Origin of the sequence: Paenibacillus sp. JCM 10914, assembly GCF_001315105.1 — a bacterium.
Taxonomy (GTDB): domain Bacteria; phylum Bacillota; class Bacilli; order Paenibacillales; family Paenibacillaceae; genus Paenibacillus_AQ.
The window spans coordinates 1-24,723 of sequence record NZ_BAZR01000010.1; the positions used below are offsets into that span (position 1 = coordinate 1).

A 24,723-nucleotide genomic window follows, 5' to 3' on the forward strand; every position below is an offset into this window, starting at 1 on the left:
CTATTTTGGTACGGGGGATGGGGCTTGGGCGAAGTTTGCTCTCCGGCGTGTTAACGATGACCTTGCTCGTGCTTCCGATCATCATTGTGGCCGCACAGGAAGCGATGCGGGCTGTGCCTAAGAACCGGCGCGATGCTTCGTATGCTCTTGGGGCAACCAAGTGGCAAACGGTATCGAAATCGGTGCTTCCATCCGCGATGCCGGGCATCATGACCGGGGTCATACTCGCCTTGTCGCGTGCCATCGGCGAAACGGCGCCGCTGATTATGATCGGTGCGTTGACGTACGTCGCCTTCTTACCGGAGAATCTGCTCGATTCCTTTACGGTAATGCCGATTCAAATCTTCAACTGGGTATCGCGTCCGAGCGAGGCGTTCCATGAACTGGCGGCCTCAGGCATTATCCTGTTGCTGATTATGCTGTTCATTATGAACATTCTGGCGGTATGGATTCGTCATAAGTATTCGAAGAACCTCTAAGCCTCAGACAGAGCCATCGCGAATCATAAAGGAGACATGAATGACCAATGGAACCCATTATCCAAATCGATAAATTGAATTTGTACTATGAAACCTACCATGCGCTAAAAAATGTGAAGTTGGATATTCCCGAGAAGGCGGTAACGGCTTTCATCGGTCCCTCCGGCTGCGGTAAATCAACTTTGCTGCGCACGCTTAACCGAATGAACGACATGATTCAGGGCACTCGAATCGAAGGTAGCATCCAGATTGGCGGAACCGAGATTTACGGTGACGATGTCCACGTAGAAGCTCTGCGCAAGAAGATCGGCATGGTATTCCAACAAGCGAATCCGTTCCCGAAATCGATATACGACAACATTGCATATGGACCGAGACTGCATGGTATTCGGAACAAGGCAGAGCTTGACGTAATCGTAGAGCAAAGCTTAAAGCAAGCGGTCCTCTGGGATGAGGTCAAGGACTATCTGAAGCGCTCAGCATTAAGCTTGTCAGGTGGACAACAACAGCGTCTGTGTATTGCGCGCGCGCTTGCCGTTCAGCCCGACATCCTGCTAATGGATGAAGCAACGTCTGCACTGGATCCGATTTCTACGCTGAAGATTGAGGAGCTTGTCCAGGAACTGAAGAGTAATTATACGATCGTTATGGTTACGCACAACATGCACCAGGCAGCGCGGGTATCCGGGCAAACCGTATTCTTCCTGAATGGTGAGGTTGTAGAGTCGGCGAATACAGAAGTGTTGTTCTCAACACCATCCGATGCCCGGACAGAAGACTATATTTCCGGCCGCTTCGGTTAAAATATCGCAAGATTTTCATATATGGGACAGGAGGAGCAATAGATGATCCGGAGAATCGAGTTTGATCAGCAACTGAATGAACTTAGGTCATTGCTTCAAGATATGGGGAAGCATATGGAAGAGGCATTGGCGAATGCGGTCTTGTCGCTTCAAACGCTGGATGCGGACAAAGCCCAGAGCATTATTAAGAACGATATACAGTTAAATGCAATGGAAGAGCAGATCATGGAGATCGGATCGAAGTTGATCGTAACACAGCAGCCTGTGGCCAAGGATTTACGCCGAATTCTGGTCGCATTTCGGATTGCCAGTGACTTGGAGCGAATGGGGGACCTGGCCCGAGATGTCGCCAAGGTTACGATTCGTCTGCAGGGTCAGCAATTGATCAAGCCCCTGGTTGACCTTCCGCGTATGTCGGATATGGTGCGGGTCATGGTTTCTGAATCGATCGAATCGTATTTGTCGGAAAACACGGATCTCGCCTATAAGATGGCCCAAGATGATGATCAGGTGGATCACTTGTATAGCGTCATTCTTCAGGATCTGTATGCGCATCTCACCTCCGATCCCGATTCTGCGAATCAGGCGATGCTGCTGATTATGGTCGGCCGCTATATTGAACGGATCGCAGATCACGCCACGAACATCGGCGAGAGCACGGTCTATCTGGTGACAGGCCACCGCCCAGATTTAAATCAATAGAGAAGGTGGGAAACGCTGGCGAAAGCCGGCGTTTTGCCGTTTACGGGATTGAATTTAACGGAATCCGTTGGATTGTTCGGAAATAGGGGAAACCTATGTTATCATGTGGAAAGGAAGTCATATTGTGCGAGGTGTTTTCATGGATAAGCTGATATTAATTGATGGAAATAATATTATTTACCGCGCCTTTTTTGCGATGCCGCCGCTGACGAATGCAAGTGGTCAGCAAACGAATGCGGTCTATGGCTTCACAACGATGCTGCTTCGATTGATTGAAGAGCATAAGCCGACGCATATGATGGTCGCTTTTGATGCCGGTAAGGAAACATTCCGACATGCAGATTATAAAGACTATAAGGGCGGACGACAGAAAACGCCGCCAGAGCTGTCTGGCCAATTCCCACTCTTGAAAGATTTGCTGCGCGGCCTTGGCGTGTCACAGTTCGAGATTGGCGGTTATGAAGCCGATGATATTATCGGTACGATTACGCGCCAAGCAGATGAGGCCGGCCGCAAGGTGATGGTAGTATCCGGGGATAAGGATATGCTGCAACTTGCTTCGGAGCATACCACGATTGCGATGGTTCGCAAGGGTGTGACGGAGATTGAGTATTATGGACCGGAGCAAATTAAGGAGCGTTATGGACTCACGCCGGATCAGATCATCGATCTGAAGGGGCTTATGGGCGATGCTTCCGACAATATCCCGGGAGTACCAGGCGTAGGGGAGAAGACGGCGCTGAAGCTGCTTCATGAATTCGGCTCAGTTGAGGCCGTCGTGTCACGGACGGATGAGCTGAAGGGCAAGATGAAGGAGAAGATCGAAGAGCATGCAGAATCGGCTGTTCTAAGTAAAAAGCTCGCCACCATCTTCCGCGAAGTGCAGTTGGAACAGTCACTGGACGACATGGCCTTTCCCGGCTTGAACGAGGAGACGGCTGGCCCTGCATTGGCTAAGCTGGAATTCAAATCGCTCATCGAACGACTGAATCTGAGTGCGAGCGGGATGACAGCAGATGGGGCAGAAGCCCCTGCGGCAGCAAAGATCAATGTAACGGTAATCGATGAAGACGGGGTATCCGAGGTTGCGGAGCTGTTGGATCAGATTGGGCATTTGCATGTCGAGACACATGGAGACAATCCGCATCATGCTGATGTCATCGGTCTGTCGCTGGCAACGGAGGATCGGCAGTTCTATCTTCCGTTTGATGTGCTCCAGTCCGGGGCTGCACAGCCGATTCGTGATTGGCTCGCGGACAGCGGTATTCCCAAGCGCGGGTATGATCTGCATCGAATCGAGATTGCGCTGCACTGGCAGGGCATTGCCTTTGCAGGCGCATCCTTTGACGTACATCTTGCCGGGTATCTGCTCGATCCAACCGAATCGAATCAAAGCCTGAGTTCGCTCGCGGCGAAATATGGATTAGCCTATCTGCAGGCAGACGAGGAGATATTCGGCAAAGGAGCTAAGTATAAGGTGCCTGAGCTGGACAAGCTTAGCGAGCATATGGCACGGAAATGTCTGGCTGTTACGGAGCTTGTACCGGTTCAAGAGCAGGAACTGTCTACCAACGGTATGCTGCCGCTCTTCTATGATCTGGAGATGCCGTTATCCCGTATTCTCGCGGATATGGAGAAGCAGGGAATAGCCGTCAATGCAGAGGACCTGAAGCAATTGGGCCATGAATTCGAGAGCCAGATCGAGAAACTGGTCGCCGAAATCTACGAGATTGCGGGAACGGAATTCAACTTGAACTCACCTAAGCAGCTTGGTGAAATCTTGTTCGTCAAATTGGAACTACCGGTGATCAAGAAGACGAAGACGGGTTATTCTACCGATGCTGAGGTATTGGAGAAGCTGGCGCCTTATCATGATATCGTACGCTTGATTTTGCAGTATCGCACGCTGGCGAAGCTGCAATCGACGTATGTGGAAGGACTGCTCAAGGAAATTTCGACCGAAACGGGAAAAGTCCATACGTACTACCGGCAGACGATTGCAGCGACAGGGCGCCTTAGCAGTCAGTATCCCAATTTGCAGAATATTCCGATCCGGCTGGAGGAAGGCCGCAAGCTGCGCAAGGTATTTGTTCCTTCTGAGCCAGGCTGGAGCATACTGGCAGCCGACTATTCCCAGATTGAGCTTCGTGTGCTCGCACATATATCCGACGACGAGCGACTGAAGGAAGCTTTTGTCCATGATATGGACATTCATACGAAGACCGCAATGGACGTATTCGGCGTAGGCGTCGATGAGGTGGACTCGAACATGCGCAGATCCGCTAAAGCCGTTAACTTCGGGATCGTGTATGGCATTAGCGATTACGGTCTGTCCCAGAACCTGAACATCACGCGTAAGGAAGCCGCGGCGTTCATCAACCAGTATTTCGAAGTGTTCCAGGGTGTTCGCAGATACATGGATGTCATCGTCAAGCAAGCGAAGGAAGATGGTTATGTGAAGACGCTGCTGGAGCGCAGACGGTATTTGCCGGAGATCAATGCCAGCAACTTTAACCTGCGATCATTTGCTGAGCGCACGGCGATGAATACGCCGATTCAAGGCACAGCAGCCGATATCATTAAGCTTGCCATGGTTCATATGGACACTGCTCTACAGGAACGCAGACTGCGCAGCCGCATGCTGCTCCAGGTGCACGATGAGTTGGTGTTCGAGGTGCCGGAAGATGAGCTGGAAGTGATGAAGGAACTCGTTCCGGAAGTGATGAGCCATGCGCTTGAACTCTCCGTTCCGCTCAAATCCGAGGTGAGCTTCGGCACGAATTGGTATGAGGCGAAGTAGGGTTCCCGCAAGGTGCCGTCTTCCGGTATAATGAGAATGAGGTGAAGGATTATGCCGGAATTGCCGGAAGTTGAAACAGTCAAACGAACCTTGAATCAATTGATCAAGGGTAAACATATAGATCATGTAACTGTGAATCTGCCCCGAATTATTCAGCGACCAGATGACATCGATGCGTTTGCATTCATGTTGCAGGGCCACACCATTGAAGGTGTGGAGCGTCGCGGGAAGTTTTTGCGGATATTGCTGGACGGATTGGTGCTGGTCTCTCACCTTCGCATGGAAGGACGGTACGGTGTGTATCGATCCGGAGAACCCGTGGAGAAACATACGCATGTTATCTTTCATTTCTCGGACGGAACGGAGCTGAGATACAAGGATGTGCGTCAATTCGGTACGATGCACTTGTTCGCGCCGGGAGAGGAATTCACCCAAGCTCCTCTGGTTAAGCTCGGCTACGAGCCGCTGGGCGATACGCTGACGCCGCGGACCTTTCAGGAGATTATCGGCACGAAGAAGACGAAGATCAAAGCTGTGCTGCTGAATCAGGCATATGTCGTTGGGATCGGCAATATATATGTCGATGAGGCGTTGCACCGGGCCGGCATTCATCCGGAGCGTAACGCCAACAGCTTGTCTGAGACGGAGCTTGAGATATTGTACCACGCGGTTGTGGATACGTTGAACGAAGCGGTTGCAGCCGGAGGATCTTCCATTAAATCCTACGTCGATGGCCAGGGTGAGATGGGGATGTTCCAGAAAAGTCACAAGGTATACGGGCGTAAGGACGAGCCGTGTTATAAATGCGGTGGTCCGGTCCACAAAATCGTGGTCGGCGGTCGCGGAACTCACTTCTGTCCTGCCTGTCAGCCGGACAAGAAATCATAAAATAGGCATGCACCCATTCTTTTCTCCCCACATATACTGTGAAACATATGTGGAGCGCTGGAATAACAGCTCTTCTTCAGGAATGAGCTGGTGAAGATGGCGCTTTTTTCGAGGAGGGAACAGGGTGCTCAGTCATATTATCCCGTCTGTGCTGCTGGCCATGGCCATTAGCCTCGATGGATTCGGGGCTGGTGTTACATACGGTCTGCGCAAAACAAAGATCCCGGCGTTGTCTGTGCTGATCATCTCATTCTGCTCAGGTCTGGTTCTGTGTATATCCATGATGGCAGGCTCGTTGTTACAGCGATATTTATCGCCAGACGTCGCTTCCATCATCGGTGCAGCTATCCTCATCGTGCTCGGCGGTTGGTCCTTGTACCAACAGCTGATCAGGAAGCCTGACTCGGACGTGGCGTCAGGCAATGCTAGCAGGGAAGAACAGACGATCAGCAGTGGTGAAGTCGTGATGGAAACAGCGGCGGCGACGGAGGTCAATGACATGACTGCCCGTAACGAGCCAACGCTGATTCCCAAAGCCGTATTCTCTTTAGAGATTCCCAAGATGGGTGTCGTTATTCAGATTCTGCGGAGCCCTTCCAAAGCCGATTTGGATGACTCGGGCAGCATCTCTCCTTGGGAAGCAATGTGGTTAGGAATCGCGTTATCCCTCGATGCGTTTGGTGCGGGGCTCGGAGCAGCCATGCTAGGCTTCTCTCCGCTTGGAACAGCGGCGATTGTCGCGTTATTTAGCGGTATTTTTCTCATCATGGGGATGAAGGTTGGTCTTCGATTTGCATCCAGAAGCGGGATGCGGTTTATCTCTTTCGCGCCTGCTCTTCTGTTAATGGTAATGGGTATTATGAAGCTGTTATGAGGTGAAGTCATGAAAATCGGTTTAACCGGGGGAATAGCAACAGGCAAGAGCACCGTGTCCTCGATGTTGGCCAAGAAGGGAGCACTTCTCGTCGATGCAGATGCCATCGCGCGGGAAGTGATGCTTCCAGGCCATCCGGTGCTGGCTGAAGTGACCGCACATTTTGGACAAGATGTGCTGCTCGAAGATGGTACGCTTAATCGTAAGAAGCTAGGAGAGATTATATTTCATCAACCTGACCAACGGCAGGTGCTGAACGAGATCACGCATCCTGCGATTCGCAGAGAGATCGAGGAACGGATGGCGCGCTATGAGGCGCAGCACCCACAGCGGCTCGTGGTGGCCGATATTCCGCTGTTATTGGAATCCAGAGCGCAGTATCCTTACCTGGAACAGATTGTGGTAGTGTACGTGCCGCGGGAGGTGCAGATTGGGCGTCTGATGGAGCGAGATGCTCTGACTAGAGATGCGGCAGAAGCCCGCGTTGCCAGTCAGATGGACATTGAAGAAAAGAAGCAGATGGCGGATTGTGTCATCGATAATAGCGGTACTCTGACGAATACGCAGTTGCAAGTGGACAAGCTGTGGCTGCAGATGGTACAGCTATGAGGTGGCTGCGTAAAAAAAGAGTGCTGCTATTGTTGTTTATATCCTTTGTCGCGTTGTTGTTCCTGAGCTCCAACTGGATGGTTCTCTTGTATCCGATCCATTATAAAGATGAAATCCGCAAGCATGCGGTCCATTATGAAGTGGACCCGTTTCTCGTAGCGTCGATCATCAAGGTGGAGACTAACTTCAAGACGGGGAAGGAATCGAAGAAAGGTGCGCTCGGTATCATGCAGTTAATGCCGGATACGGCGAATTGGGCCATGGATATGGCCAAGCTTCCAGCCGTTACGCTGCAGCATGTGAGGAATGAGGCGGATGCAAATATACAGCTGGTACATGGTATATTCAGAAACTTCATCAAGAGATGGATGGCAATCCGATTGCCGCTATTGCGGCTTATAATGCCGGTCCAGGGAATGTGAAGAACTGGATCAACAAAGATATGTGGGACGGAACGTACGATAACGTCAAGAGCATACCGATCGGTGAGACCCGGCATTATGTACAACGTGTCATTTATTATTATAATCAATATACGGACCTGTATAAGGACGGCTTTTGAATAATTGAAAAAGAGCGTTGGCACGGCTCTTGCGAGCTGCCAACACTCTTCTTTAGAGGAAGAATCAATTATTTGAATTGACCAGCCAATTGTTGTTCAGCCAGGGTTACAAGACGCTTCGTGATGTAACCACCGATCGAACCGTTCTCGTAGGAAGTCATGTTACCTTGGTATCCGTCTTGTGGGATGGAAATACCAAGTTCTTGAGCTACCTCGTATTTCAGTTGCTCAAGAGCAGCGTTAGCGCGAGGTACAACCAGGTTGTTAGAGCTGTTGTTTTGTGCCATGTGAATGTTCACCTCCTTGAGTTGGTAAAAGTATTATGTCTCGGGTTTCGCATTTTCATAACATAATCAACAAAAGATTTACTGGTAATTTTTTCTGATGCCAGAATGACTTATATAGCTTGAGTTTAAGAAAGTGAGGTCACCATATGAAATGTCCCTATTGCAGTTTTTCGGGCACCAAAGTGCTGGATTCCAGGCCAGCTAACGAGAATAAATCGATCCGCAGGCGCAGGGAATGCGAGCAATGCAGCAAAAGGTTCACTACGTTCGAGATGGTAGAGGAAACGCCGCTGATCGTGGTTAAGAAGGATGGAAGTCGTGAGGAGTTCAGCCGGGAGAAAGTGCTGCGCGGTCTAATCCGTGCGTGCGAGAAACGTCCTGTATCCGTTGATCAGCTCGATATGATCGTCTCCGATGTGGAGAAAGCGCTGCGCAATACCGCTGCTGCCGAAGTCGAGAGCCGATTAATCGGTGAACTGTTAATGGAGCGGCTGTATCCGGTGGATGAGGTTGCTTACGTGCGGTTTGCGTCCGTTTACCGTCAGTTCAAAGATATCAATATGTTTATGAAGGAACTGAAGAGCCTGTTGTCCAAGGATGGTCAAGGTCAGGAACTGTAAGAGCGCTCTCGCGAAAAGCGAGCGGTGCTCTTGTGGCGTCTTCTTTTTAGAGTAAGGCTATGGGTCTGAGTTTCTGAGTTGTCTAAGTCCCATTGAAAAAGACCTTGTCCTGAACAGCCGCGCATGGCGATTGTTGGAAAGGTCATGGTGTAGATCGTTGCTGGATCGTTCATCATGTCATTAAGGTTCGCGGTTGTTTCTCCACTCATCCACAATCTTTGTTGACAGTAGTAAGGAAACGAGTCCGGCGATGGTCAGATAGCCGAGTTCTAACAAGCTCTGATACAGCAGTGAATCGAGCTGGAAGAGATCGAATAGGACAAACCGTCCGAACAGATAGAATAAGGTTATTACAGGAATGAAGATGATCGTTCTTAATACGTAGGTCATAGGATGGCACCACACTTTATATTTATGAGGAGTCTTTAGCTCCGAGCTATGTACCATTATAACATCTGACACGTCAATTTCAGAAATACGATATAACCTACCTTGTTCACCAAAAAATGCTTGCAGCGTTGTGCTCTCATATGTTATATTATTCGAGCGGGAAGAAATCGACAGCTCGTACGCAATTTGAATAAGGGGCCTTAGCTCAGCTGGGAGAGCGCATCGCTGGCAGCGATGAGGTCAGGGGTTCGATCCCCCTAGGCTCCATAATTAGAAAACCCTTGAAATCAAGGGTTTTTTGCTATTTTAATACCTCTTTTGTCCTGGCCATAGATGGTATTGGGGACGAAAATTGAGCATAATAAAAGGTGAAACGACGATGCGCCGTTCTGCTGTGGAGAGAAAATAAAGTAATAGACTAGATCTGCTGGTTGCCAAGTGATTTTTCAAATACCGTCAGTGTCCGAGAAATAAGGTTTAGACTAACCCAAATATAAAAACAGCGGTAAGCCTTGGACGAGAAAATAAAGTCCTAGACTGCGCTGTTTATTAAGCAAACGTTAAGCATGTATACATCTGTCGTAAAAGGACAGTTACTTTTGCACAATCTGAATAAGGTTGCCGCATGTATCGTCAAAAACAGCTATGGTGAGTTCGCCCATTTTTGTCGCTCCATAGTAAACTTTACGCCGTGTCCCAATAATCGTTTGTACTCGTTATCAATATCTTCAACGTTAAACATTGTTGCTGGGATGCCATCCGCCGATATCTTCTTTTGAAACTCTTTGGCGGCAGGATGGTCATTCGGTTCAAGTAAAAGCTCGGTACCGTCTTGCTCATCGGGAGAAACAAGCGCTATCCACCTAAATTCTCCGACGGGAACATCATGCTTTTTTACAAAGCCCAGTGTTTCTGTATAAAACTCCAATGCTTTATCTTGATCTTGAACGAATATACTGGTAACAATGATTTTCATAAATGCCTCCTTTAATATTTGCGACGTTCGTGCTCTGTTAACATTGGCTCCAAACAGAAAAACATACATTCATCAGAACTTATTAATAAAAATTATTCTATCCATCGTTTCAGCAAATTTTTAAGTGGTTCGTTGTTGAATATAACCACTCGATATTTCCCCCGTTTTTCAGATTTTACGAGCCCTGCATCTTCCAATGTTGTAAGATGTTTAGCTATCGCTTGTCGTGAAATGGTGAGGTGGTGCTTCATAATGAGACGGGTCGTAAGTTCATACAACGTCAGCTCGTTGCGTTCGGATAGTTCGTCTAATATAAGCCGCCGAGTCGAGTCACCAAGTGCATTGAATATAGCGTCTTTGTCCCAATTCATATATTGATTATATGCAACTCTGAGGTTGCTTGTCAAGATAAGAAACCCTGATGTTACTTGTAATTGGCTATTCCTTGACCTAAAGCAACATACAGTCCCGGTTGCCGTACTGGGACGGATTATGGATCCCATGTTTTCGATTCGGTATGATCTTACTTTGAAACAATCGCTTTTGGATTTCTATAAATTGAATCTAGCAGCGAAGGGCATTAGATATTTATTTTGATTTGTTAGCTGCTTTTCACCTGTCGTTTGGTAGGCAATTGATTCCCGAAAATCGTTGGGTCATATAAGCGTGTTTATGTGAGATCTGCAGAACAGGGGGATGATGGAATGGACATTAATGATAGGGAGTTCGCGCCCATTGAAGAGTTTCGGTCAGAATTAACCGCATACTGTTATAGGATGTTAGGGTCCATCTTCGAAGCGGACGATGCCGTTCAGGACACCTTATTGCGTGCATGGCAGAGTTGGGATAAGTTTCGGCAGGAATCCTCGCGCAGACACTGGATGTATAGAATTGCGACCAACGTATGCTTGGATAGACTGAGGACCGCGAAGCGACGTGCCCTTTCCATGAACCTGTCAGAACCCGCCTCGCTCATCGTGGAACCTAGCGACACATTGCCACATTCCGCGTGGATCTGGCCGGCACCTGATATTTTTTCGGCGAATCCAGCGGAATGGGTCGTTCAAAAGAATACGATTCGATTGGCGTTTATTGCAATACTGCAAACCTTGCCTCCTCGTCAACGCGCCGTGTTCATTATGCGTGATGTCTTTAGCTGGTCTGCCCAGGAGATTGGCGATGCGATGGGGATGACTGCAACTGCAGTCAACAGTGCGTTACAACGGGCTCGAGCGATCATGCATCGCACCAATCTGCAATCGGATACACTGCGTGATACAGACAGTACCATCGACAGCGAACTGCTTGACCGTTATGTTGAGGCTTTTGAAAAATACGACATTGAGGCGCTCCTGGCCTTGTTCCACGAAAAGGCAAGCTTATCGATGCCGCCTTTTGCCATGTGGGTTCGCGAACGCGACAACCTCGCTTCATTCTATGAAGCGACAAGGAGTCATTGCTTTGGATCCAAGCTGCTTCCCATCAAAGTCAGCGGACAAAGCCCTGCTTATGCACAATATTTCCCTGCTGGAGCCGAAGGGGATTTGAAACCGTGGGGCATCCATGTACTTGAAATTCAAGGTGGAAAAATCGCTCATATCCATACATTTATCGATTCTGCTCTGTATTCCCGGTTTGGTCTCCCCTCACATTTGAAAAAATAGCTGCATGTATTTTTTTGAGGAAGGACCGATGAATTTGGAACCGCTTGTTCGTCTATATCTATAGAAGTAGCTGTAAGCATTTCAAACAAACGACGAAGGAGAAGGTCACTATGTTTCTAAATAATTATTCTTACAGCAGCTTTGGGGTAGACGACATCGCCAAGGCTGCCATTTTCTATGGAAATACGCTCGGACTCAAGGTTGAAGAGGATGGTTTTGGCTTTAAGCTGTCGCTTAATGGCACCGAAGTGTATGTTATGCCAATGGGTCCCCATTACCAGCCAGCCGCTTATCATGTGTTAAACTTCGATGTCAGCAATATTGAACAAGCTGTTGCCGACCTCAGGCAGCAAGGTATCGCCATAGAAGTCATTGCCGGAATGGAGCATGATGAACTTGGGATTATGCGAGGCAAAGCTGCGGGTACAGGCCCAGATATGGCCATTTTTAAGGATCCGTCGGGCAACATGTTGGCGGTTATAGAAGAGTAAAGCTTATGCGAATCGAGCAATAAAGAAGGAGGCAGCATGAAAACAACCCAATCCAAAGATGGAACTCCCTTAGCGTACGATGTCTACGGCAGCGGGCCTGCGCTCATATACATTACGGGAGCTAGCTGCTATCGCTCATTTAAGCCGGTAGTACAGGATGCCAAGGTATTTGCCGCTGCATTCACCGTTTATACCTATGACCGCCGTGGACGCGGTGATAGTGGCAACACGCTGCCTTATTCTATGGAGCGTGAAATTGAAGATATCGAAGCGATGATCGATGCAGCCGGCGGCAGAGCTTATTTATATGGCCATTCTTCAGGTGCCGTGCTGGCACTTGAGGCTGCTCTGCGGCTTGGCGGCAAAATACAAAAGGTAGTGATGTATGATGCCTCCTATGTGCACGATGAACAAGAAAAGGCCGAATATCAACAGTTAAGCCAAACCATACACAAACTTCTCGATCATGGCAAAAACGCCAAAGCCATGAGCACCTTCTTGAAGGGGATTGGCATGCCCAAAGCATTTGTGCTGCTATTGCCGCTATTTCCTGGCTGGCGAACGATGAAAGCTCTGTCCCCAACCCTGGCTTATGACATCACGCTAACTCAGGACATGCCGCCAGTTGAACGAGCCACTCAAGTTTCTATACCGACGCAAATCATTGTTGGCGAAAAAGTCCAGCTCCATCCATGATGTCGGCCGCCAACTCATGGAGGCCATTCCCGACGCAACGTTCACACAGCTTGCAGGGCAAGACCATATGGTGAACGCCAAAAGCCTGCTGCCCCTGCTTTCGGGCTTTCTCAAATCATAACTGACAAGGAAAAGAACAAAGGTATGGATCAGGTGCACCTTCGGCTCCCGTGGGAGAGTGCATCGCTGGCGGCGATGAGGTCAGGGGTTCGATCGCCCTAGGCTCCACTATAATTTTAAGCGCACACTCATTATTAGAGTGTGCGCGTTTTTTCTGTGTTCCAGCATGGTACTAACCAGGTTATACGCTTTTTGATTCAACATAATACTGAAAGGTATGTTGCTTAGTACAAGCGAAGCAAACTCTTTGCTGAAGATGTGCATGGCCTTTTTTAAAATGGCGATTTCTTTTTTTAGATCGTCAATTTCACGCTTTTGATCGTCGATGACCTCGGTTTGCTGGCGAACCATTTCCATTTGGTTCACGGGCTCATGTTCAAATTCCCGGTACTTGCCGACCCAGTTGCGAAGCGTGCCTAGATTAATATTTAAATCATCAGCGAACTGGACGATCGATTTGGACTGCTTGAACATATTTTACAGCTTCACATTTAAACGTTTCATTGTAATGTTGTCTGGACTCGTTCATTTTCGCGACCTCTTTAGTCGTAGTATACTTATTTTCAAATGTAAACTAAGAAGTGTCTACTATTTATTCTAGCTGCAGTCCGCATCGCTAAAGCGCCGGGAACGCCGAAATTGTGAGTCGTAAGGATGTATCGCATCGCTGCTACAGCAGCACATAACGCGAACGGCGTGCGTATGGGATCTCTTCCCATAGGCACGCCGTTCCTCTTGAAAAGTCAGCCTCCCGCCTGCCCTTTCACGGAGCCGCTGCGGTAAACTAACCTACGCAGCAAGACGTCCAGCGGACCGCGTTGATTCCGCTTTTCCAAATAAGTTGCAAACAACACCGATACCCCCCATGCGCCTATGGCAACGAGCGCCGCACCCGCGCTGTGAATCTTCCCGCCCAATCCGAACAGCGGCTCTGACAGCACGACAGCGATCAGCGTGGATTGCAGCACGTAACACGTCAGCGATCGTTTGCCGGCCGCTGCGAGCATTCGAGCCACGACGCCCGGATTCCGCTGAATGCGGATGCTGATCAGCCCGAAGACGGCCGCATAGCCGATCCCGCCGAACATGCCGGTGAGGACTTGCACCCCGAACATCAATCCGCTTATCTCGACACCCGGCGCCCACCATCCAATCTCCGTCAGTGTGATGGGTAAGGCGCCCGCGACGGAAATGGGGATTCCGATGAAAGCCACCTTTTTCAACAATGACACATGACTTTCCGGTTTGAACAAAATGCCGCGCCGCCCGGCCCACATGCCAATGACGATAATGAGCAAAATTGGGAAGAGCACCAAACTGAACAAAATAGCAAAGGGATAAGAGAAAATGCGTTCGATCAAGCCCGCAATGGAATAATCCGGAACGGGTGCCATAACGTCGTTCGTAACCATGAAGATGCCGAGAACCCAGGCGGTCAGCACCAAGATCGGCGCCATAATCAGAACGGCTTTCTTAAGTGCGCGGTCTTGCCGGAACAGAAGCCAGCCCAGCAGCAAGGTGGCGATGCCGTAAGGGCCAAGAATTTCGCCGCCGTAGACGAGAACGCCGTGAACAAAGCCGAATAACAACAGGAACAGCCCGCGCCTGCGAACCAAGCGGCGGATTTCCGGATCAGGCAAGCCCGCTGAACGTTGTCTAACCACGAGTGCGGCCATCCCGAAGCCGAACAAAACGGAAAACATCGGATAAGCCCGGCTGTCCAAAAACAAAAGGCTCATCACATGCACAAACTTATCCGGCAAACCGCCTCCGGCGGGATGGGTGTACAGGCCGACTTCTACGTTGAACAAGTAAGTGGGAGCGTAAGCCATCGCAATAAGCAGTAACATAAAGCCTCTGGCCAAATCGGGAGCCAAGGATCGATTTTTGTCTGTTACAGGTGCTGGTTTCATATCATTTCCCTCCTATGTCGTATCTTACCCCTAGCCTAGCAAACGCGAGGTATTGTTTCCTAGTGAAAAATGTCACGATATGCACGTGATTTCTTTCATGATCCTTTTGCATAGATTTCGGTATGCTTTTTTGGGGCTAACAGAATTATCTGAACTAAGTGGGTATTCTTACAATCGCTTAGAACCTCCTACATTCGACTTATTCTCCCTGTGATAACATAGTAAAAGGATTATCAAGTCGTCATATTTGTGCATCTTCCATTAGTAAGGAATTGCTCATGTTTTCAGGTGCAACTTCGGCTCACGCGGTAGAGCGCATCGCTGGCAGCGATGCGGTCAGGGGTTCGATCGCCCTAGGCTCCATTATAATTTTAAGCGCACACTCATTATTAGAGTGTGCGCGTTTTTTGCGTTTTCGGGAGGATATGCTTAATGAAACTTGTGAAGAAAATAGGTGATTTGTTTTGGGTGGATTTGAAGTCGTTAGATATTGAAAAGACTCAGCCATTGTACCGGGAATGGTTCGGCTGGTCATTTAGAAATGAAAATTGGGGTCATCGAAATCAAACGGTGATTTATTCCGGGTCGGAACGCGTCGTAGCTAGAGATTTCCATCCGCACTGTAGAAGAGCTGCCGATCAAAGGGGGTATCATTGTTGGCCATGACATCAGGATTGGAAGAGGTCTACCTGATCCTGATCGAAGGACATTTTTGGACTTTACAATGGAAAAATCATGGTATATCATACGATATATATTACATATTATATAACAAGTGATCTATATCATGCGTGACTTCTTCATCTGCTAATTACCTTTTCAGGTAGTAGAAAGAGGGTGAAGCGGTTCAATGGAGGGGAGCAGCGTAATGAAGATAGTAAAGAAAGCGTTGAAAATGAGATTACTGTTAAGTGTGCTTGCAGGTATCGTATTGTTTGCGAATGTTTCGAATGTACGTTATGTAAGTGCATTAACGGAAGAGGCTTCTGTTCAATCCTTGGAAGCAAAAGAGGTGGAGCAGTTTTTAGACGCCATTATGGAGGAGCAAATGGAATCGCATCATGTTCCGAATGCGACAGTTTCCGTCGTTGCAGACGGAGAAGTAATACTGGCGAAAGGCTATGGCTATGCCGATTTGGATAAGCGGGAGCCTGTGCACGCCGAGAGGACGCTTTTTCGAATCGGATCGACTTCAAAGCTTCTCACCTGGACGGCTGTCATGCAACTGGTGGAGCAAGGGAAGCTTGATTTGGACACGGATGTGAATCAGTATATTGATTTTGAGATTCCTGCCGAGCTTGAATTTGCTTCGGGATCATCGCAGCCGACACCGATCACACTCAAGCATCTGATGAGTCATACTCCGGGGTTTGAAGACTTTTCATCCTTAATCTTTCAACTGAGGCAAGATCGGATGCCTTCGCTCGAAGAATACGTACGGGAGTACAGGCCAGCGCGTGTTTTTCCAGCTGGAGAATTGATCGCCTATTCGAATTACGGCACAGCATTAGCCGGTTATATCGTGGAGCAAGTGTCCGGGCTGCCTTTTGCCGAATATGTAGAAACTCATCTTTATGCGCCGCTGGACATGCGGCACAGCACATTCCGCCAGCCGCTGCCCAAACCTATAGCCGCGAAAATGGCCAAGGCGTACCGCTATGTTGATGGCGAATACCGGCAGGGTGAGTTTGAGTATATGCCCGAGCCCGCAGGCAGCATGAGCAGTTCGGCAGCGGATATGGCCCGATTTATGCTGGCCTTTTTGCAAGACGGTGAGTATAATGGACAGTCCATCCTTGAACCGGAAACGGCGAGAACGATGCTCAGTCCACTATTCAGCCACCATCCAAGCTTGAATGGGATGGCATACGGCTTTATCGAGGGAGAATTTAATGAGCGGTATGTGCTTCTGCATCCCGGCAGCACGATGCTGTTTAACACAGCTCTATATTTGCTGCCCCAGGAAAGAACGGGGATTTTTATTTCTCATAGCGGAGGAAGCCATTTTATCAACAATGAAGTATTTCAAGCGTTCATGGATCAATACTTTCCTTCCAATGACACGGAATTCTTAGTTCCTCCCGATGGAATGCTGGAGCGTTCAGGCAAGTTTGTTGGCGAATATCAGCAAAACCGGAGATCATACACGACAGATGATAAACTCCTCAGCCTTGTCAACAATGTGATTCATGTTGCAGCTGATGAAGAAGGCTATCTACTGGTTACTCTTTTAGGGGAGACGAATCGTTTTATTGAAATAGAGCCTGGTGTTTATTACAATTTGAGAGAAGGAAGAACACCGGATTTTACCGGCGACTTCCGGACTATTGTGTTCGGCTCGGATTCGTTTGGAAAAACGATGCTGATGACGGATGGCCCCATGAGTTATTCCCAAGCGGTTTGGTATGAGGCGAGCACTTTTAATATGATGCTAATCGCTTTGACTATCCTTTTTGTTATTGGTAGCCTGCTATATTGGGGAATCAAGGTTGTTGTGCAGAAAGTCCGTCTTATAAAAAACAAACCGACAAAAGTAAACGAGCAGCCAAACGCGGCGTCAGTTGGGAAATGGTTCGCGATCTTGTATGGACTGCTTGCGATTATTTTTATTCTGGAATTTATGCTGGCGGGAGCACCACATCCTGTCTATCAATTGCCGGCGATCGCCTATGGGGAAGCTCCTGCATGGAGTGCATGGACGAAATTCGTGCCTTATGCGATGGCGGTCATTGGATTAGGCACGATTATATTTGCCGCGCTTGCGTGGATGAGAGGTTATTGGCGGGTGCCAGGGCGCATTCATTATACATGCTTTGCCGGGGCAACTCTGATCTTGTTGTGGGTCTTTAATTTCTGGAATGTGATTTAAACTGGAATGTGATTAAAAAGGAAAGAAGGTTCAGCATGCCGCCCAAGAAGAAGTTTTCGGAGGAACAAGTTGTAGATGCCGCTTTCAATGTGGCGAAAACCGAGGGAATAGACAATATTACGATCAGGAAAGTGGCGGAGTTGCTGGGTAGCTCCATTGCACCAATCTATGTTAATTTTACGGATGTGGAAGAGCTCAAACGGGCTGTGATTAAAAAAGTAAGCCAACTGAGCCATCAATTGATCGCCGAACAAAATACGGGAAGTCCGTTCGGTGATATCGGAGCCGCGAGTTTGCAATTTGCTAAAGAGTATCCGGTATTAATCAGAGATTTTATCATGAAGCCGAACGAGTATTTACAGGATTACGATCAGTCAATGGGTGCAGAGCTTGTGAGCCATATGAAAACCGATCCGGAGCTGGAAGGCTTTACCGACGAGGAGCTCGCGATGATTTTATTCAAGATGAGAGTTTTTCAAGTAGGATTGTCTATTATGGTTGCCAACGGTCTGCTCCCGCCAGAGATTGACTTGAAGAAAATGAATGAAATTTCGAACAGCGCTGCTGAAGATGTTATAATCGGCACCCGATTCCGTAAAGAAGGGGGCTAGTTCAAGGATGGACGCCAGTCCCCTTCGCATCGAACGGAAGATAAACGAATATGAAATGGCATAATCATTCCGTTAATCACTTTATGAATCAATTGAGTTTTACTTATCACGATCAGGAGAAATAAAACGGTTCCATATCTGTTGGCGGAGCCAATGATAGAATTAATGGCCTGTTTAGAAGGAGAAGGGACGGTTCATATTTCCGGACAGTATGCTTAGCTTCGAGAAGGGTCCTTATCAATGAGACTTATTCATTCTGAAAAAGGAGAGTATCACTTTAGTTTACCAGTGCTCATGGTCTATGAGAGGAAACAAGAACATTTATTCGATTTCGTCTATGTTCAACAAATGCAAAGAACACGCCACATTAGCATGTTTTTTGCATCCCGTAGTGGTTCGTGAGTCGAATGATTTTTCACTCTTTCCAAGCGATCTGAGGATAAATCGGCATACGCTGGAGATCGCATCGCTGGCAGCGATGCGATCAGGGTCGATCACCTAGGCTCCACCAAACATTTCAAGCGCACACGCGCACACTCATTTATTAGAGTGTACGCGTTTTTTGTGTTTTCGGAAGAGGATATATTAATGAAACAAGTGAACAACGTAGGTGATTTTTTTGGGGTGGATTTGAAGTCGTTAGATGTTGATAATACCATAATCTTTTACCGGGCTCGGTTCGTAATTTAGAAATGAAAATTGGGGGTCACCGAAAGGAAACGGTGATTTTTCTGGAAATAATGCTATTGGAGAAAATACCGATCTTCGCTCTCCGATCTACCCGCCTGGGATGGAACCGCATGCCAGTATCTATACTTAGTTGATCAAGTAGATGTTACTGAAGGAGCCGCAAGGTGCTGAAAAGACGTTGCCTTATCGTTGATTTGACATTATATTTGAATCAATCTTTTGTGGGAATGTTTCTTCAAAGCGGTTTTTCTTATCGTATAAATCATACCATGCTTCTGCAATAAGATCGGGGTCTCCATCCGTACCCACCTTAATGAAGGTTCCAATTGATAAATGTCCAACATAAATGCCTGTATCCTTTAACTCATTATAAAGATTTGTAGCATAATTGCGAAGACCTGCCATGACGATTCCGACATTACCTAGTTCATCTTTCCTTCCAGTAATTTTATTGTATTCCCATAAAGTTGTATCGCATTTTTTCGGTCAAAGGTTTTCTTCGTTAGACTTACTTCTTTTCGCTGGATATAAGCCGTCAACTGATTCTTTGGAGGATTGTCCAACAATTCAATGATTGGAAGGACGGCTTTATCGACCGGTTTTCCGACTATTTTGAACAGGAGCTTCGCGATAGACCTAGTGACAGGATTTTTAATGGAATTCATCATACCGTCAGTCGCTACAGCCCAAGGATTAAAGAGAACGTACTTGATCTTTTTAATCGTATCCTTGTTGGTAAAAGCAACACCGAGCAAATCATTTAACCGGCTGCCATGAAATCCGGCTTTAGAGCCGTTATAATTTTTTTTGTTTTGGATATCATTTAGATCAACTGTCCCCTTCATGCCTGGTGCACAAACGTTAACAATAACGGGCATTTCAGCTTTTTCTAATAGCTCTTTCAATCCGAAGCTAAGAATAAATCTACTTAAATATGCCAACCCGAAGTTAAATTCAAATCCTTCTTGTGTTTCCGTATATTCTTCTTTAATCGTGTGACTGGTTGCAGAGAACACGACCATATCTAGGGATTCAACCCTGTTCTTTACTTCCTCAATTATACGCATGTTCTCTTTAACTAAACTCAAATTAGCTTGAAGAAATATAGTGCGATCTTCTGCTCCTATTTGTTTCGCCTCATTTAAGAATAGCTTGCCTTTAGCAATTGAACTGCCTACAACCATTACGCCATAGCCCATTTTTAAGTAGTGCGAAGCTACCCCTTTCCCGATTCCATCTGTTCCGCCTGTAATTAGTATTGTTTTCATTATTGTTACCTCCCGGTCTATTTGTTGTAGCGTTGTCGTATTGAAAATTGTTTATAAACTCCTCAAATGTGATATATTAAATAAACATGTGTTGCTTTAATGAATATACAGCTAATATATGAGTAGAACAACCAACAATAAGGTGGGGATGTTGCTATAGCAACATTCATGAAAAATTGTCTAGCTGGGTTGAATACGCTAATGAAGAGGTGAATGAAGTGGGGACAAAAGTCAGGAATTTAAGGATGACTCGAACAAAGCAGTCTTTGATTGATGCTTTTATTAAACTAGTAAATGAAAAGGACTTTGAACAAATAACAATTGCTGATTTAGCAGAAGGAGCTCAAGTGAATCGAGCTACTTTCTATGCGCACTTTAATGATAAATATGAATTACTGGACTACCTCGTGGGAGATACTGCCTCGACTGCAATCGTAAATCGAACGAAAGGCGAGGTGGAATTCAATGAGGAGGGCATTACTCAACTTGTCTTGGCAATATGCGATTTCTATCAACAGCCAGATGTCGATTGCCGCAGAAGCTATATAACCTTGGTTGTACCGCAATTGAAAGACAAAGCTATTTCGGAATTAAAAGCTTATTTGTTGAAAGCCTTACCCTCCCATTGTTCAGCGGATGAAATCGTTCTTTACTCAGCTCTCATTGCACAGATGATTCATGAAAGTGCATCTCAATGGGCCTCAGGGAATACAGCTTTAGATAAAGAGGATATTGCCAAGAAGGTTGCATTATTAGTACTTCATGGCTTTCAGTAAAAGTGGATATTAGATTCACTACATGACGTCGCTGAAAAGAACAGAAAAACGCCAATTCTTGGCTTATGATCCATTGCTGCCTGCTTCAGAGTTGCGTCTTAAAAAGTAGAGTATCTGCACGGCGTAGCGGAGAGGGCGAAGCGTCTCCCAGCAGCAAAAGGGCATCTCGCAAGATCTAAAGATCTTATGAGACACCCTCTTTTTTTGGCATTACAGGATGTGTTGGGTCAAACGATATAACTTCATCGCATCCTGCTTATTAAGAGTAGGAAGCGACAGATCGACGGCTTTAGTCCGGTCCCAGGCAATCAGTGGCTGCGATGGAGGGTTATCCATCAGTTTGATAATAGGCCCGATACTCTTATCCACCGGCTGAGCGAAGAGCTTCCCCATGACGTGCAAGATGGTTTTAAACGGTTGAGCCAAGTGATTCGTGCCACTATGAGTATATCCGGGATGATTAAGAATGAAGCGTGTTTTTGCGTTCTTATTGTTCTCGGCGTAGGCGACTCCAAGCAGGTCGTTCGCTCGCCCTCCCTGCAGGGTAGCTTCAGCACTCCATACTTGTGTTGAAGATTGAGGTCATTCCAATGAATTTCTCCTTTTGTCATCCCGGTACCGCCGATGCTTACAATAACAGGATGGTTCCCGCGCTCCAGCAATTCCGTCAAACCGTAGCTCAGAACAAATCGGCTGATATAGTAGAGAGCAAACGTGCTCTCATATCCATCCGGAGTTAATTTGCGTTTGGGAAATTGTTGCATCGCTGTGAGAACCAGTCCGTCAAGCGACTCATGCCGTTCTCGAACCTCTTGAATGACACGACGATTTTCCGACAAAGATAATAGATCAGCTTGAATAAAGGAGGCGCGGTTTGCAGCACCCAAACGTGCCGCCTCGTCCAGAAATTCTTGTCCCCTGAGACGGTTGCTTCCGGTAACGGTCACTTTACTCCCTTGGCGCAAATAGTGAATGGCAAGCCCTTTGCCCATTCCGGAAGTACCCCCTGCTATGAATAAGTCTTGCATTCTCCCCACTCCTTGCATATGAATTAAAACTATATATGTTGACTAGGCAACAACTGTCAATTAATATACTAATAGCAATATCCAATACGAATCAATAAGCAGTGTTGCTGATTCGTTGTGTAAACAACAATTTGACTCAATTGTGATTTATCCGGAAGGGAGATGATAAGATATGAGTTTAGCCAATCCTAGTGACCCTCGAGCGAGACGGACGAGAAAATATATTCAAAATGCATTCACGGATTTACTTGCGGAAAAGGACTTTGAAGCCATCTCCATTCAAGATATTATGGACCGGGCTGGGTTGAATCGCGCAACCTTCTATAATCACTACCAGGATAAATATGAATGGTTAGAGTTAACCCTGAATGAAGCGTTTACGGATATTTTATCAACATGGATTCCTCCAGGTACAGTAATGCAGGGTCCCGAGTTGTTGCGCAGGTTAATGATGGCTGTTTGCGAATGGCAGATTGAAACGACGAAGCGGTTAAATTCGCGGCGCACGCTGTCGCATATGATGGAGGAAGTGGCCAAACAACAGCTGTACAATGTCATTATCTCTTGCTTGACGAACGTCAAAGACATTCCGGTGCAAGAACAGAGAACATTGGAAAGGAGCGCAACGATGATTAGCTGGTCGATTTACGGTGTGATCGTGAAATGGAGCCATACGCAGGAGGAGCCGGCCGAAGTCTTGATTGAACAAGTGCTTCCTATTCTGATGTCCAACTTACGTACGCTTGATTTCATGGATGGAGAGTGAGAAGAGAACGAATTACACTTTTCGGTTGGACTTGGCTAACTCGGGGAAATAAAAGACAGAGCGGCAAATGTATACATACCGAAAGAACGGCGGAGACGCTGTTCTTTTTTGTGTTTCCGGCAGTAACTTCAAGGTTGTCCGTATCATTGCTAGGGTAACGGTATATGACATAAGTCGAAAGCACAATATAATCCAATCTGTGGCCTACCATGTTAACGGGATACCTCTTTGCGGGGCATCCCGTTATTTAGTTCCACAGATTATTTGAGAAAGGAAAACATTGACAGTGTAAATAATGTAAAGTAAACTTTACGTAAATCTTACTTTACATTATGATTACCGCATTTGGAGGGGTTTGCATTAAAAATTATATCCGGTCATTGCGCAACGAGCATGGCATGACGCAAGAGCAACTGGGGGAGATCATTGGAGTCTCTCGGCAATCGGTCATAGCGATCGAAACGATGAAATACAATCCGTCGCTGGAACTCGCTTTCAAAATCGCAAAAGCGTTCCACATGCAAATCGAGGAAGTATTCGTATTTGAAGAAAAGGAGGAGAAGTAGATGGTATACGTAGGTATATATGGAGGTCTGTTGTTTGGGATTGCAGGTTGGTATTTCGGCAGGCGAGCCGCGGCCAAAAATAACGGTCTGGATGAGATGCGCGCCTATATAGTAGCCAAGTCTCGCTCGATCTCATGGTACTTCACGATTGCGGCGATCTCTGTGCTGTTGTCACTGGAAATATTCGGCCTGTCCATTGGTACAATTCCGTCGTTGGCGATTCTGATGTTCGTTCATCTGGGTAGCTGGGGGCTGACTTCCCTCATCCTACATGCTCGTATGACAAACGATCCCGACGAGACGGGCAAAGGCAAGCTTCAGCTCGTGCAGGGCATTGCAATCGGCGTATCGATTCTGATCCTGTTTGCCATCATCTCTGTTCTATCAGGCGACTGGCGTTTCCTGCTTGCGGCTATCCCGATCGTTCTGCTGAACGTGATCATTATTATTTCCGTTCGGAGGAAGCATGCAGGAAGCGGGAAGGCGAACAGCTAATAAGCTTGACCGCATCATGCATATTAAATAAGATTGAATCTCGGGAAGATGTGTATATCATACGAATGCCCTTGTATGGTTCGATGGATTTTTGGCGACCAGAGACAGGGGGAATGGGGGACTGTTGATGACCATCAACGTAATCATTGCGGATGACAATGCCTTTGTTCGGGAAGGGTTGAAGATTATTCTGACTTCCTTCCAAGAATTCGAGGTGCTTGCCGCTGTACATAACGGGGAAGAGGCGGTGGCCTATTGCAACCAGCACAGTGTGGATGTGGCCTTGCTTGATATTCAAATGCCTGTCATGAGTGGTGTGGAAGCTGCCAAGCGGATTACCGAAAGTACCCAGACCAAATCCCTCATACTCACCACATTTGATGATGAAGCGATTATCGTCGATGCGATCAAGAACGGCGCCAAAGGCTATTTGTTGAAGAATAACGATCCTGAGCGCATTCGGGATGCGATCATTGCCGTTTACAACGGACACAATGTGCTGCAGGAGACCGTTTTCGAAAAGCTGAAGACCGGATGGGTCCCCGAGAAAAACGTGAACGAAATCCAGGAGAGCAAAATCGATCGCAGTTTGTTCACAAACCGAGAGCTTGATATCATGTCCCTCATATCCAAAGGACTATCCAATCGGGAAATTTCCAAGGAATTGTTCTTGTCAGAGGGGACCGTAGCCAATCATATTACATCCATATTGGGCAAGACTGCCTTGGATCACCGAACCCAGATCGCCATCTATTACCTTACGGGAAAAGGAAGATGAGC

The 24,723-nt window shown here is 47.2% G+C and carries 27 protein-coding genes, 3 tRNA genes and 2 pseudogenes; 23 read left to right on the forward strand and 9 right to left on the reverse strand.

Annotated features, from left to right (window positions below; genetic code table 11):
- The 8 genes and pseudogenes from JCM10914_RS13395 to JCM10914_RS13430 all read left to right on the forward strand — a co-directional run.
- A partial coding sequence (locus JCM10914_RS13395; RefSeq protein WP_036718161.1) for a PstA family ABC transporter permease occupies positions 1–479 on the forward strand: 479 nt, incomplete at its 5' end.
- Between the two features lie 47 nt (positions 480–526).
- Complete coding sequence (gene pstB / locus JCM10914_RS13400; RefSeq protein ID WP_023961711.1) at positions 527–1,282, forward strand: phosphate ABC transporter ATP-binding protein PstB; 756 nt, start codon at positions 527–529, stop codon at positions 1,280–1,282.
- A gap of 42 nt (positions 1,283–1,324) precedes the next feature.
- Positions 1,325–1,984 (forward strand): phosphate signaling complex protein PhoU, encoded by a 660-nt coding sequence (phoU, locus tag JCM10914_RS13405; RefSeq protein WP_023961713.1) that lies wholly within the window; start codon positions 1,325–1,327, stop codon positions 1,982–1,984.
- A gap of 139 nt (positions 1,985–2,123) precedes the next feature.
- On the forward strand, positions 2,124–4,784 hold the full coding sequence (polA, locus tag JCM10914_RS13410; protein ID WP_023961715.1) for a DNA polymerase I: 2,661 nt from the start codon (positions 2,124–2,126) through the stop codon (positions 4,782–4,784).
- A 51-nt stretch (positions 4,785–4,835) separates the two neighbouring features.
- Complete coding sequence (mutM, locus tag JCM10914_RS13415) at positions 4,836–5,672, forward strand: DNA-formamidopyrimidine glycosylase (protein ID WP_023961717.1); 837 nt, start codon at positions 4,836–4,838, stop codon at positions 5,670–5,672.
- 124 nt (positions 5,673–5,796) lie between these two features.
- Positions 5,797–6,546, forward strand: a complete 750-nt coding sequence (locus JCM10914_RS13420) for an MntP/YtaF family protein (protein WP_023961719.1) — start codon at positions 5,797–5,799, stop codon at positions 6,544–6,546.
- Positions 6,547–6,555: 9 nt separating this feature from the next.
- On the forward strand, positions 6,556–7,155 hold the full coding sequence (gene coaE / locus JCM10914_RS13425) for a dephospho-CoA kinase (RefSeq protein WP_023961720.1): 600 nt from the start codon (positions 6,556–6,558) through the stop codon (positions 7,153–7,155).
- Positions 7,152–7,717 (forward strand): annotated as a pseudogene (locus JCM10914_RS13430) (lytic transglycosylase domain-containing protein). The gene coaE and the pseudogene JCM10914_RS13430 overlap by 4 nt, the downstream one beginning before the upstream one ends.
- Before the next feature lie 68 nt (positions 7,718–7,785).
- Here JCM10914_RS13430 and JCM10914_RS13435 read toward each other — a convergent pair.
- Positions 7,786–8,004, reverse strand: coding sequence for an alpha/beta-type small acid-soluble spore protein (locus JCM10914_RS13435; RefSeq protein ID WP_023961723.1), 219 nt, complete (start codon positions 8,002–8,004; stop codon positions 7,786–7,788).
- A gap of 146 nt (positions 8,005–8,150) precedes the next feature.
- Here JCM10914_RS13435 and nrdR point away from each other — a divergent pair, with 146 nt between their 5' ends.
- On the forward strand, positions 8,151–8,624 hold the full coding sequence (gene nrdR / locus JCM10914_RS13440; RefSeq protein ID WP_023961724.1) for a transcriptional regulator NrdR: 474 nt from the start codon (positions 8,151–8,153) through the stop codon (positions 8,622–8,624).
- Between the two features lie 180 nt (positions 8,625–8,804).
- Here the strand turns inward: nrdR and JCM10914_RS28410 are convergent, their stop codons facing one another.
- Positions 8,805–9,014 carry a hypothetical protein gene (locus JCM10914_RS28410; protein ID WP_023961725.1) on the reverse strand — a complete coding sequence of 70 codons (210 nt, stop codon included), beginning with the start codon at positions 9,012–9,014 and terminating at the stop codon, positions 8,805–8,807.
- Between the two features lie 194 nt (positions 9,015–9,208).
- Between JCM10914_RS28410 and JCM10914_RS13445 the strand changes: the two genes are divergently transcribed.
- Positions 9,209–9,281: transfer RNA gene (locus JCM10914_RS13445), tRNA-Ala, on the forward strand.
- 326 nt (positions 9,282–9,607) lie between these two features.
- Here the strand turns inward: JCM10914_RS13445 and JCM10914_RS13450 are convergent.
- Both JCM10914_RS13450 and JCM10914_RS13455 read right to left on the reverse strand, forming a co-directional pair.
- A pseudogene (locus JCM10914_RS13450) lies at positions 9,608–9,990 on the reverse strand (VOC family protein).
- Between the two features lie 92 nt (positions 9,991–10,082).
- A complete protein-coding gene (locus JCM10914_RS13455; RefSeq protein ID WP_036718205.1) occupies positions 10,083–10,361 on the reverse strand; it encodes a helix-turn-helix transcriptional regulator in 279 nt (92 codons plus the stop codon).
- Between the two features lie 333 nt (positions 10,362–10,694).
- On the opposite strand from JCM10914_RS13455, the gene JCM10914_RS13460 reads away from it, so the two are divergent.
- The 4 genes from JCM10914_RS13460 to JCM10914_RS13475 all read left to right on the forward strand — a co-directional run bounded on the left by JCM10914_RS13460 (position 10,695) and on the right by JCM10914_RS13475 (position 13,069).
- A complete protein-coding gene (locus JCM10914_RS13460; protein ID WP_023961729.1) occupies positions 10,695–11,654 on the forward strand; it encodes a sigma-70 family RNA polymerase sigma factor in 960 nt (319 codons plus the stop codon).
- A 110-nt stretch (positions 11,655–11,764) separates the two neighbouring features.
- On the forward strand, positions 11,765–12,145 hold the full coding sequence (locus tag JCM10914_RS13465) for a VOC family protein (protein WP_023961731.1): 381 nt from the start codon (positions 11,765–11,767) through the stop codon (positions 12,143–12,145).
- Positions 12,146–12,181: 36 nt separating this feature from the next.
- The gene (locus tag JCM10914_RS13470) at positions 12,182–12,841 is read left to right on the forward strand and encodes an alpha/beta fold hydrolase (RefSeq protein WP_023961733.1); all 660 of its coding nucleotides are present in this window, start codon (positions 12,182–12,184) and stop codon (positions 12,839–12,841) included.
- A 163-nt stretch (positions 12,842–13,004) separates the two neighbouring features.
- Positions 13,005–13,069: transfer RNA gene (locus JCM10914_RS13475), tRNA-Ala, on the forward strand.
- On the opposite strand, the gene JCM10914_RS28415 is transcribed toward JCM10914_RS13475, so the two are convergent.
- Entirely contained in the window at positions 13,070–13,435 is a 366-nt protein-coding gene (locus JCM10914_RS28415; protein ID WP_023961735.1) for a hypothetical protein, read from the reverse strand. It abuts the tRNA gene before it with no gap.
- Positions 13,436–13,704: 269 nt separating this feature from the next.
- Positions 13,705–14,874, reverse strand: coding sequence for a DUF418 domain-containing protein (locus tag JCM10914_RS13485; protein ID WP_023961737.1), 1,170 nt, complete (start codon positions 14,872–14,874; stop codon positions 13,705–13,707).
- Between the two features lie 298 nt (positions 14,875–15,172).
- On the opposite strand from JCM10914_RS13485, the gene JCM10914_RS13490 reads away from it, so the two are divergent.
- From JCM10914_RS13490 to JCM10914_RS13505, 4 genes are all read left to right on the forward strand, one after another.
- A tRNA-Ala gene (locus JCM10914_RS13490) sits at positions 15,173–15,237 on the forward strand.
- Positions 15,238–15,306: 69 nt separating this feature from the next.
- Positions 15,307–15,540 (forward strand): hypothetical protein, encoded by a 234-nt coding sequence (locus JCM10914_RS13495; RefSeq protein ID WP_036718169.1) that lies wholly within the window; start codon positions 15,307–15,309, stop codon positions 15,538–15,540.
- A gap of 202 nt (positions 15,541–15,742) precedes the next feature.
- Positions 15,743–17,743: a serine hydrolase gene (locus JCM10914_RS13500; protein WP_023961739.1), complete on the forward strand. Its 2,001-nt coding sequence runs from the start codon at positions 15,743–15,745 to the stop codon at positions 17,741–17,743.
- A gap of 35 nt (positions 17,744–17,778) precedes the next feature.
- Positions 17,779–18,354 (forward strand): TetR/AcrR family transcriptional regulator, encoded by a 576-nt coding sequence (locus tag JCM10914_RS13505; protein ID WP_023961741.1) that lies wholly within the window; start codon positions 17,779–17,781, stop codon positions 18,352–18,354.
- A gap of 873 nt (positions 18,355–19,227) precedes the next feature.
- Here JCM10914_RS13505 and JCM10914_RS13510 read toward each other — a convergent pair.
- Positions 19,228–19,449: a hypothetical protein gene (locus JCM10914_RS13510; protein WP_023961743.1), complete on the reverse strand. Its 222-nt coding sequence runs from the start codon at positions 19,447–19,449 to the stop codon at positions 19,228–19,230.
- Between the two features lie 17 nt (positions 19,450–19,466).
- Complete coding sequence (locus JCM10914_RS13515; RefSeq protein ID WP_023961745.1) at positions 19,467–20,312, reverse strand: SDR family NAD(P)-dependent oxidoreductase; 846 nt, start codon at positions 20,310–20,312, stop codon at positions 19,467–19,469.
- Between the two features lie 218 nt (positions 20,313–20,530).
- Between JCM10914_RS13515 and JCM10914_RS13520 the strand changes: the two genes are divergently transcribed.
- Positions 20,531–21,088, forward strand: a complete 558-nt coding sequence (locus tag JCM10914_RS13520) for a TetR/AcrR family transcriptional regulator (protein ID WP_036718172.1) — start codon at positions 20,531–20,533, stop codon at positions 21,086–21,088.
- A 335-nt stretch (positions 21,089–21,423) separates the two neighbouring features.
- Here the strand turns inward: JCM10914_RS13520 and JCM10914_RS13525 are convergent, their stop codons facing one another.
- Positions 21,424–22,116 carry an SDR family NAD(P)-dependent oxidoreductase gene (locus tag JCM10914_RS13525; RefSeq protein WP_023961749.1) on the reverse strand — a complete coding sequence of 231 codons (693 nt, stop codon included), beginning with the start codon at positions 22,114–22,116 and terminating at the stop codon, positions 21,424–21,426.
- A 172-nt stretch (positions 22,117–22,288) separates the two neighbouring features.
- On the opposite strand from JCM10914_RS13525, the gene JCM10914_RS13530 reads away from it, so the two are divergent.
- From JCM10914_RS13530 to JCM10914_RS13545, 4 genes are all read left to right on the forward strand, one after another.
- Positions 22,289–22,882 carry a TetR family transcriptional regulator gene (locus JCM10914_RS13530; RefSeq protein ID WP_023961750.1) on the forward strand — a complete coding sequence of 198 codons (594 nt, stop codon included), beginning with the start codon at positions 22,289–22,291 and terminating at the stop codon, positions 22,880–22,882.
- Between the two features lie 332 nt (positions 22,883–23,214).
- The gene (locus tag JCM10914_RS13535) at positions 23,215–23,448 is read left to right on the forward strand and encodes a helix-turn-helix transcriptional regulator (protein WP_023961751.1); all 234 of its coding nucleotides are present in this window, start codon (positions 23,215–23,217) and stop codon (positions 23,446–23,448) included.
- Positions 23,449–23,943: a hypothetical protein gene (locus JCM10914_RS13540; RefSeq protein ID WP_023961752.1), complete on the forward strand. Its 495-nt coding sequence runs from the start codon at positions 23,449–23,451 to the stop codon at positions 23,941–23,943.
- Between the two features lie 127 nt (positions 23,944–24,070).
- Positions 24,071–24,721: a response regulator transcription factor gene (locus JCM10914_RS13545; protein ID WP_023961753.1), complete on the forward strand. Its 651-nt coding sequence runs from the start codon at positions 24,071–24,073 to the stop codon at positions 24,719–24,721.
- The last annotated feature ends 2 nt before the right edge of the window (positions 24,722–24,723 follow it).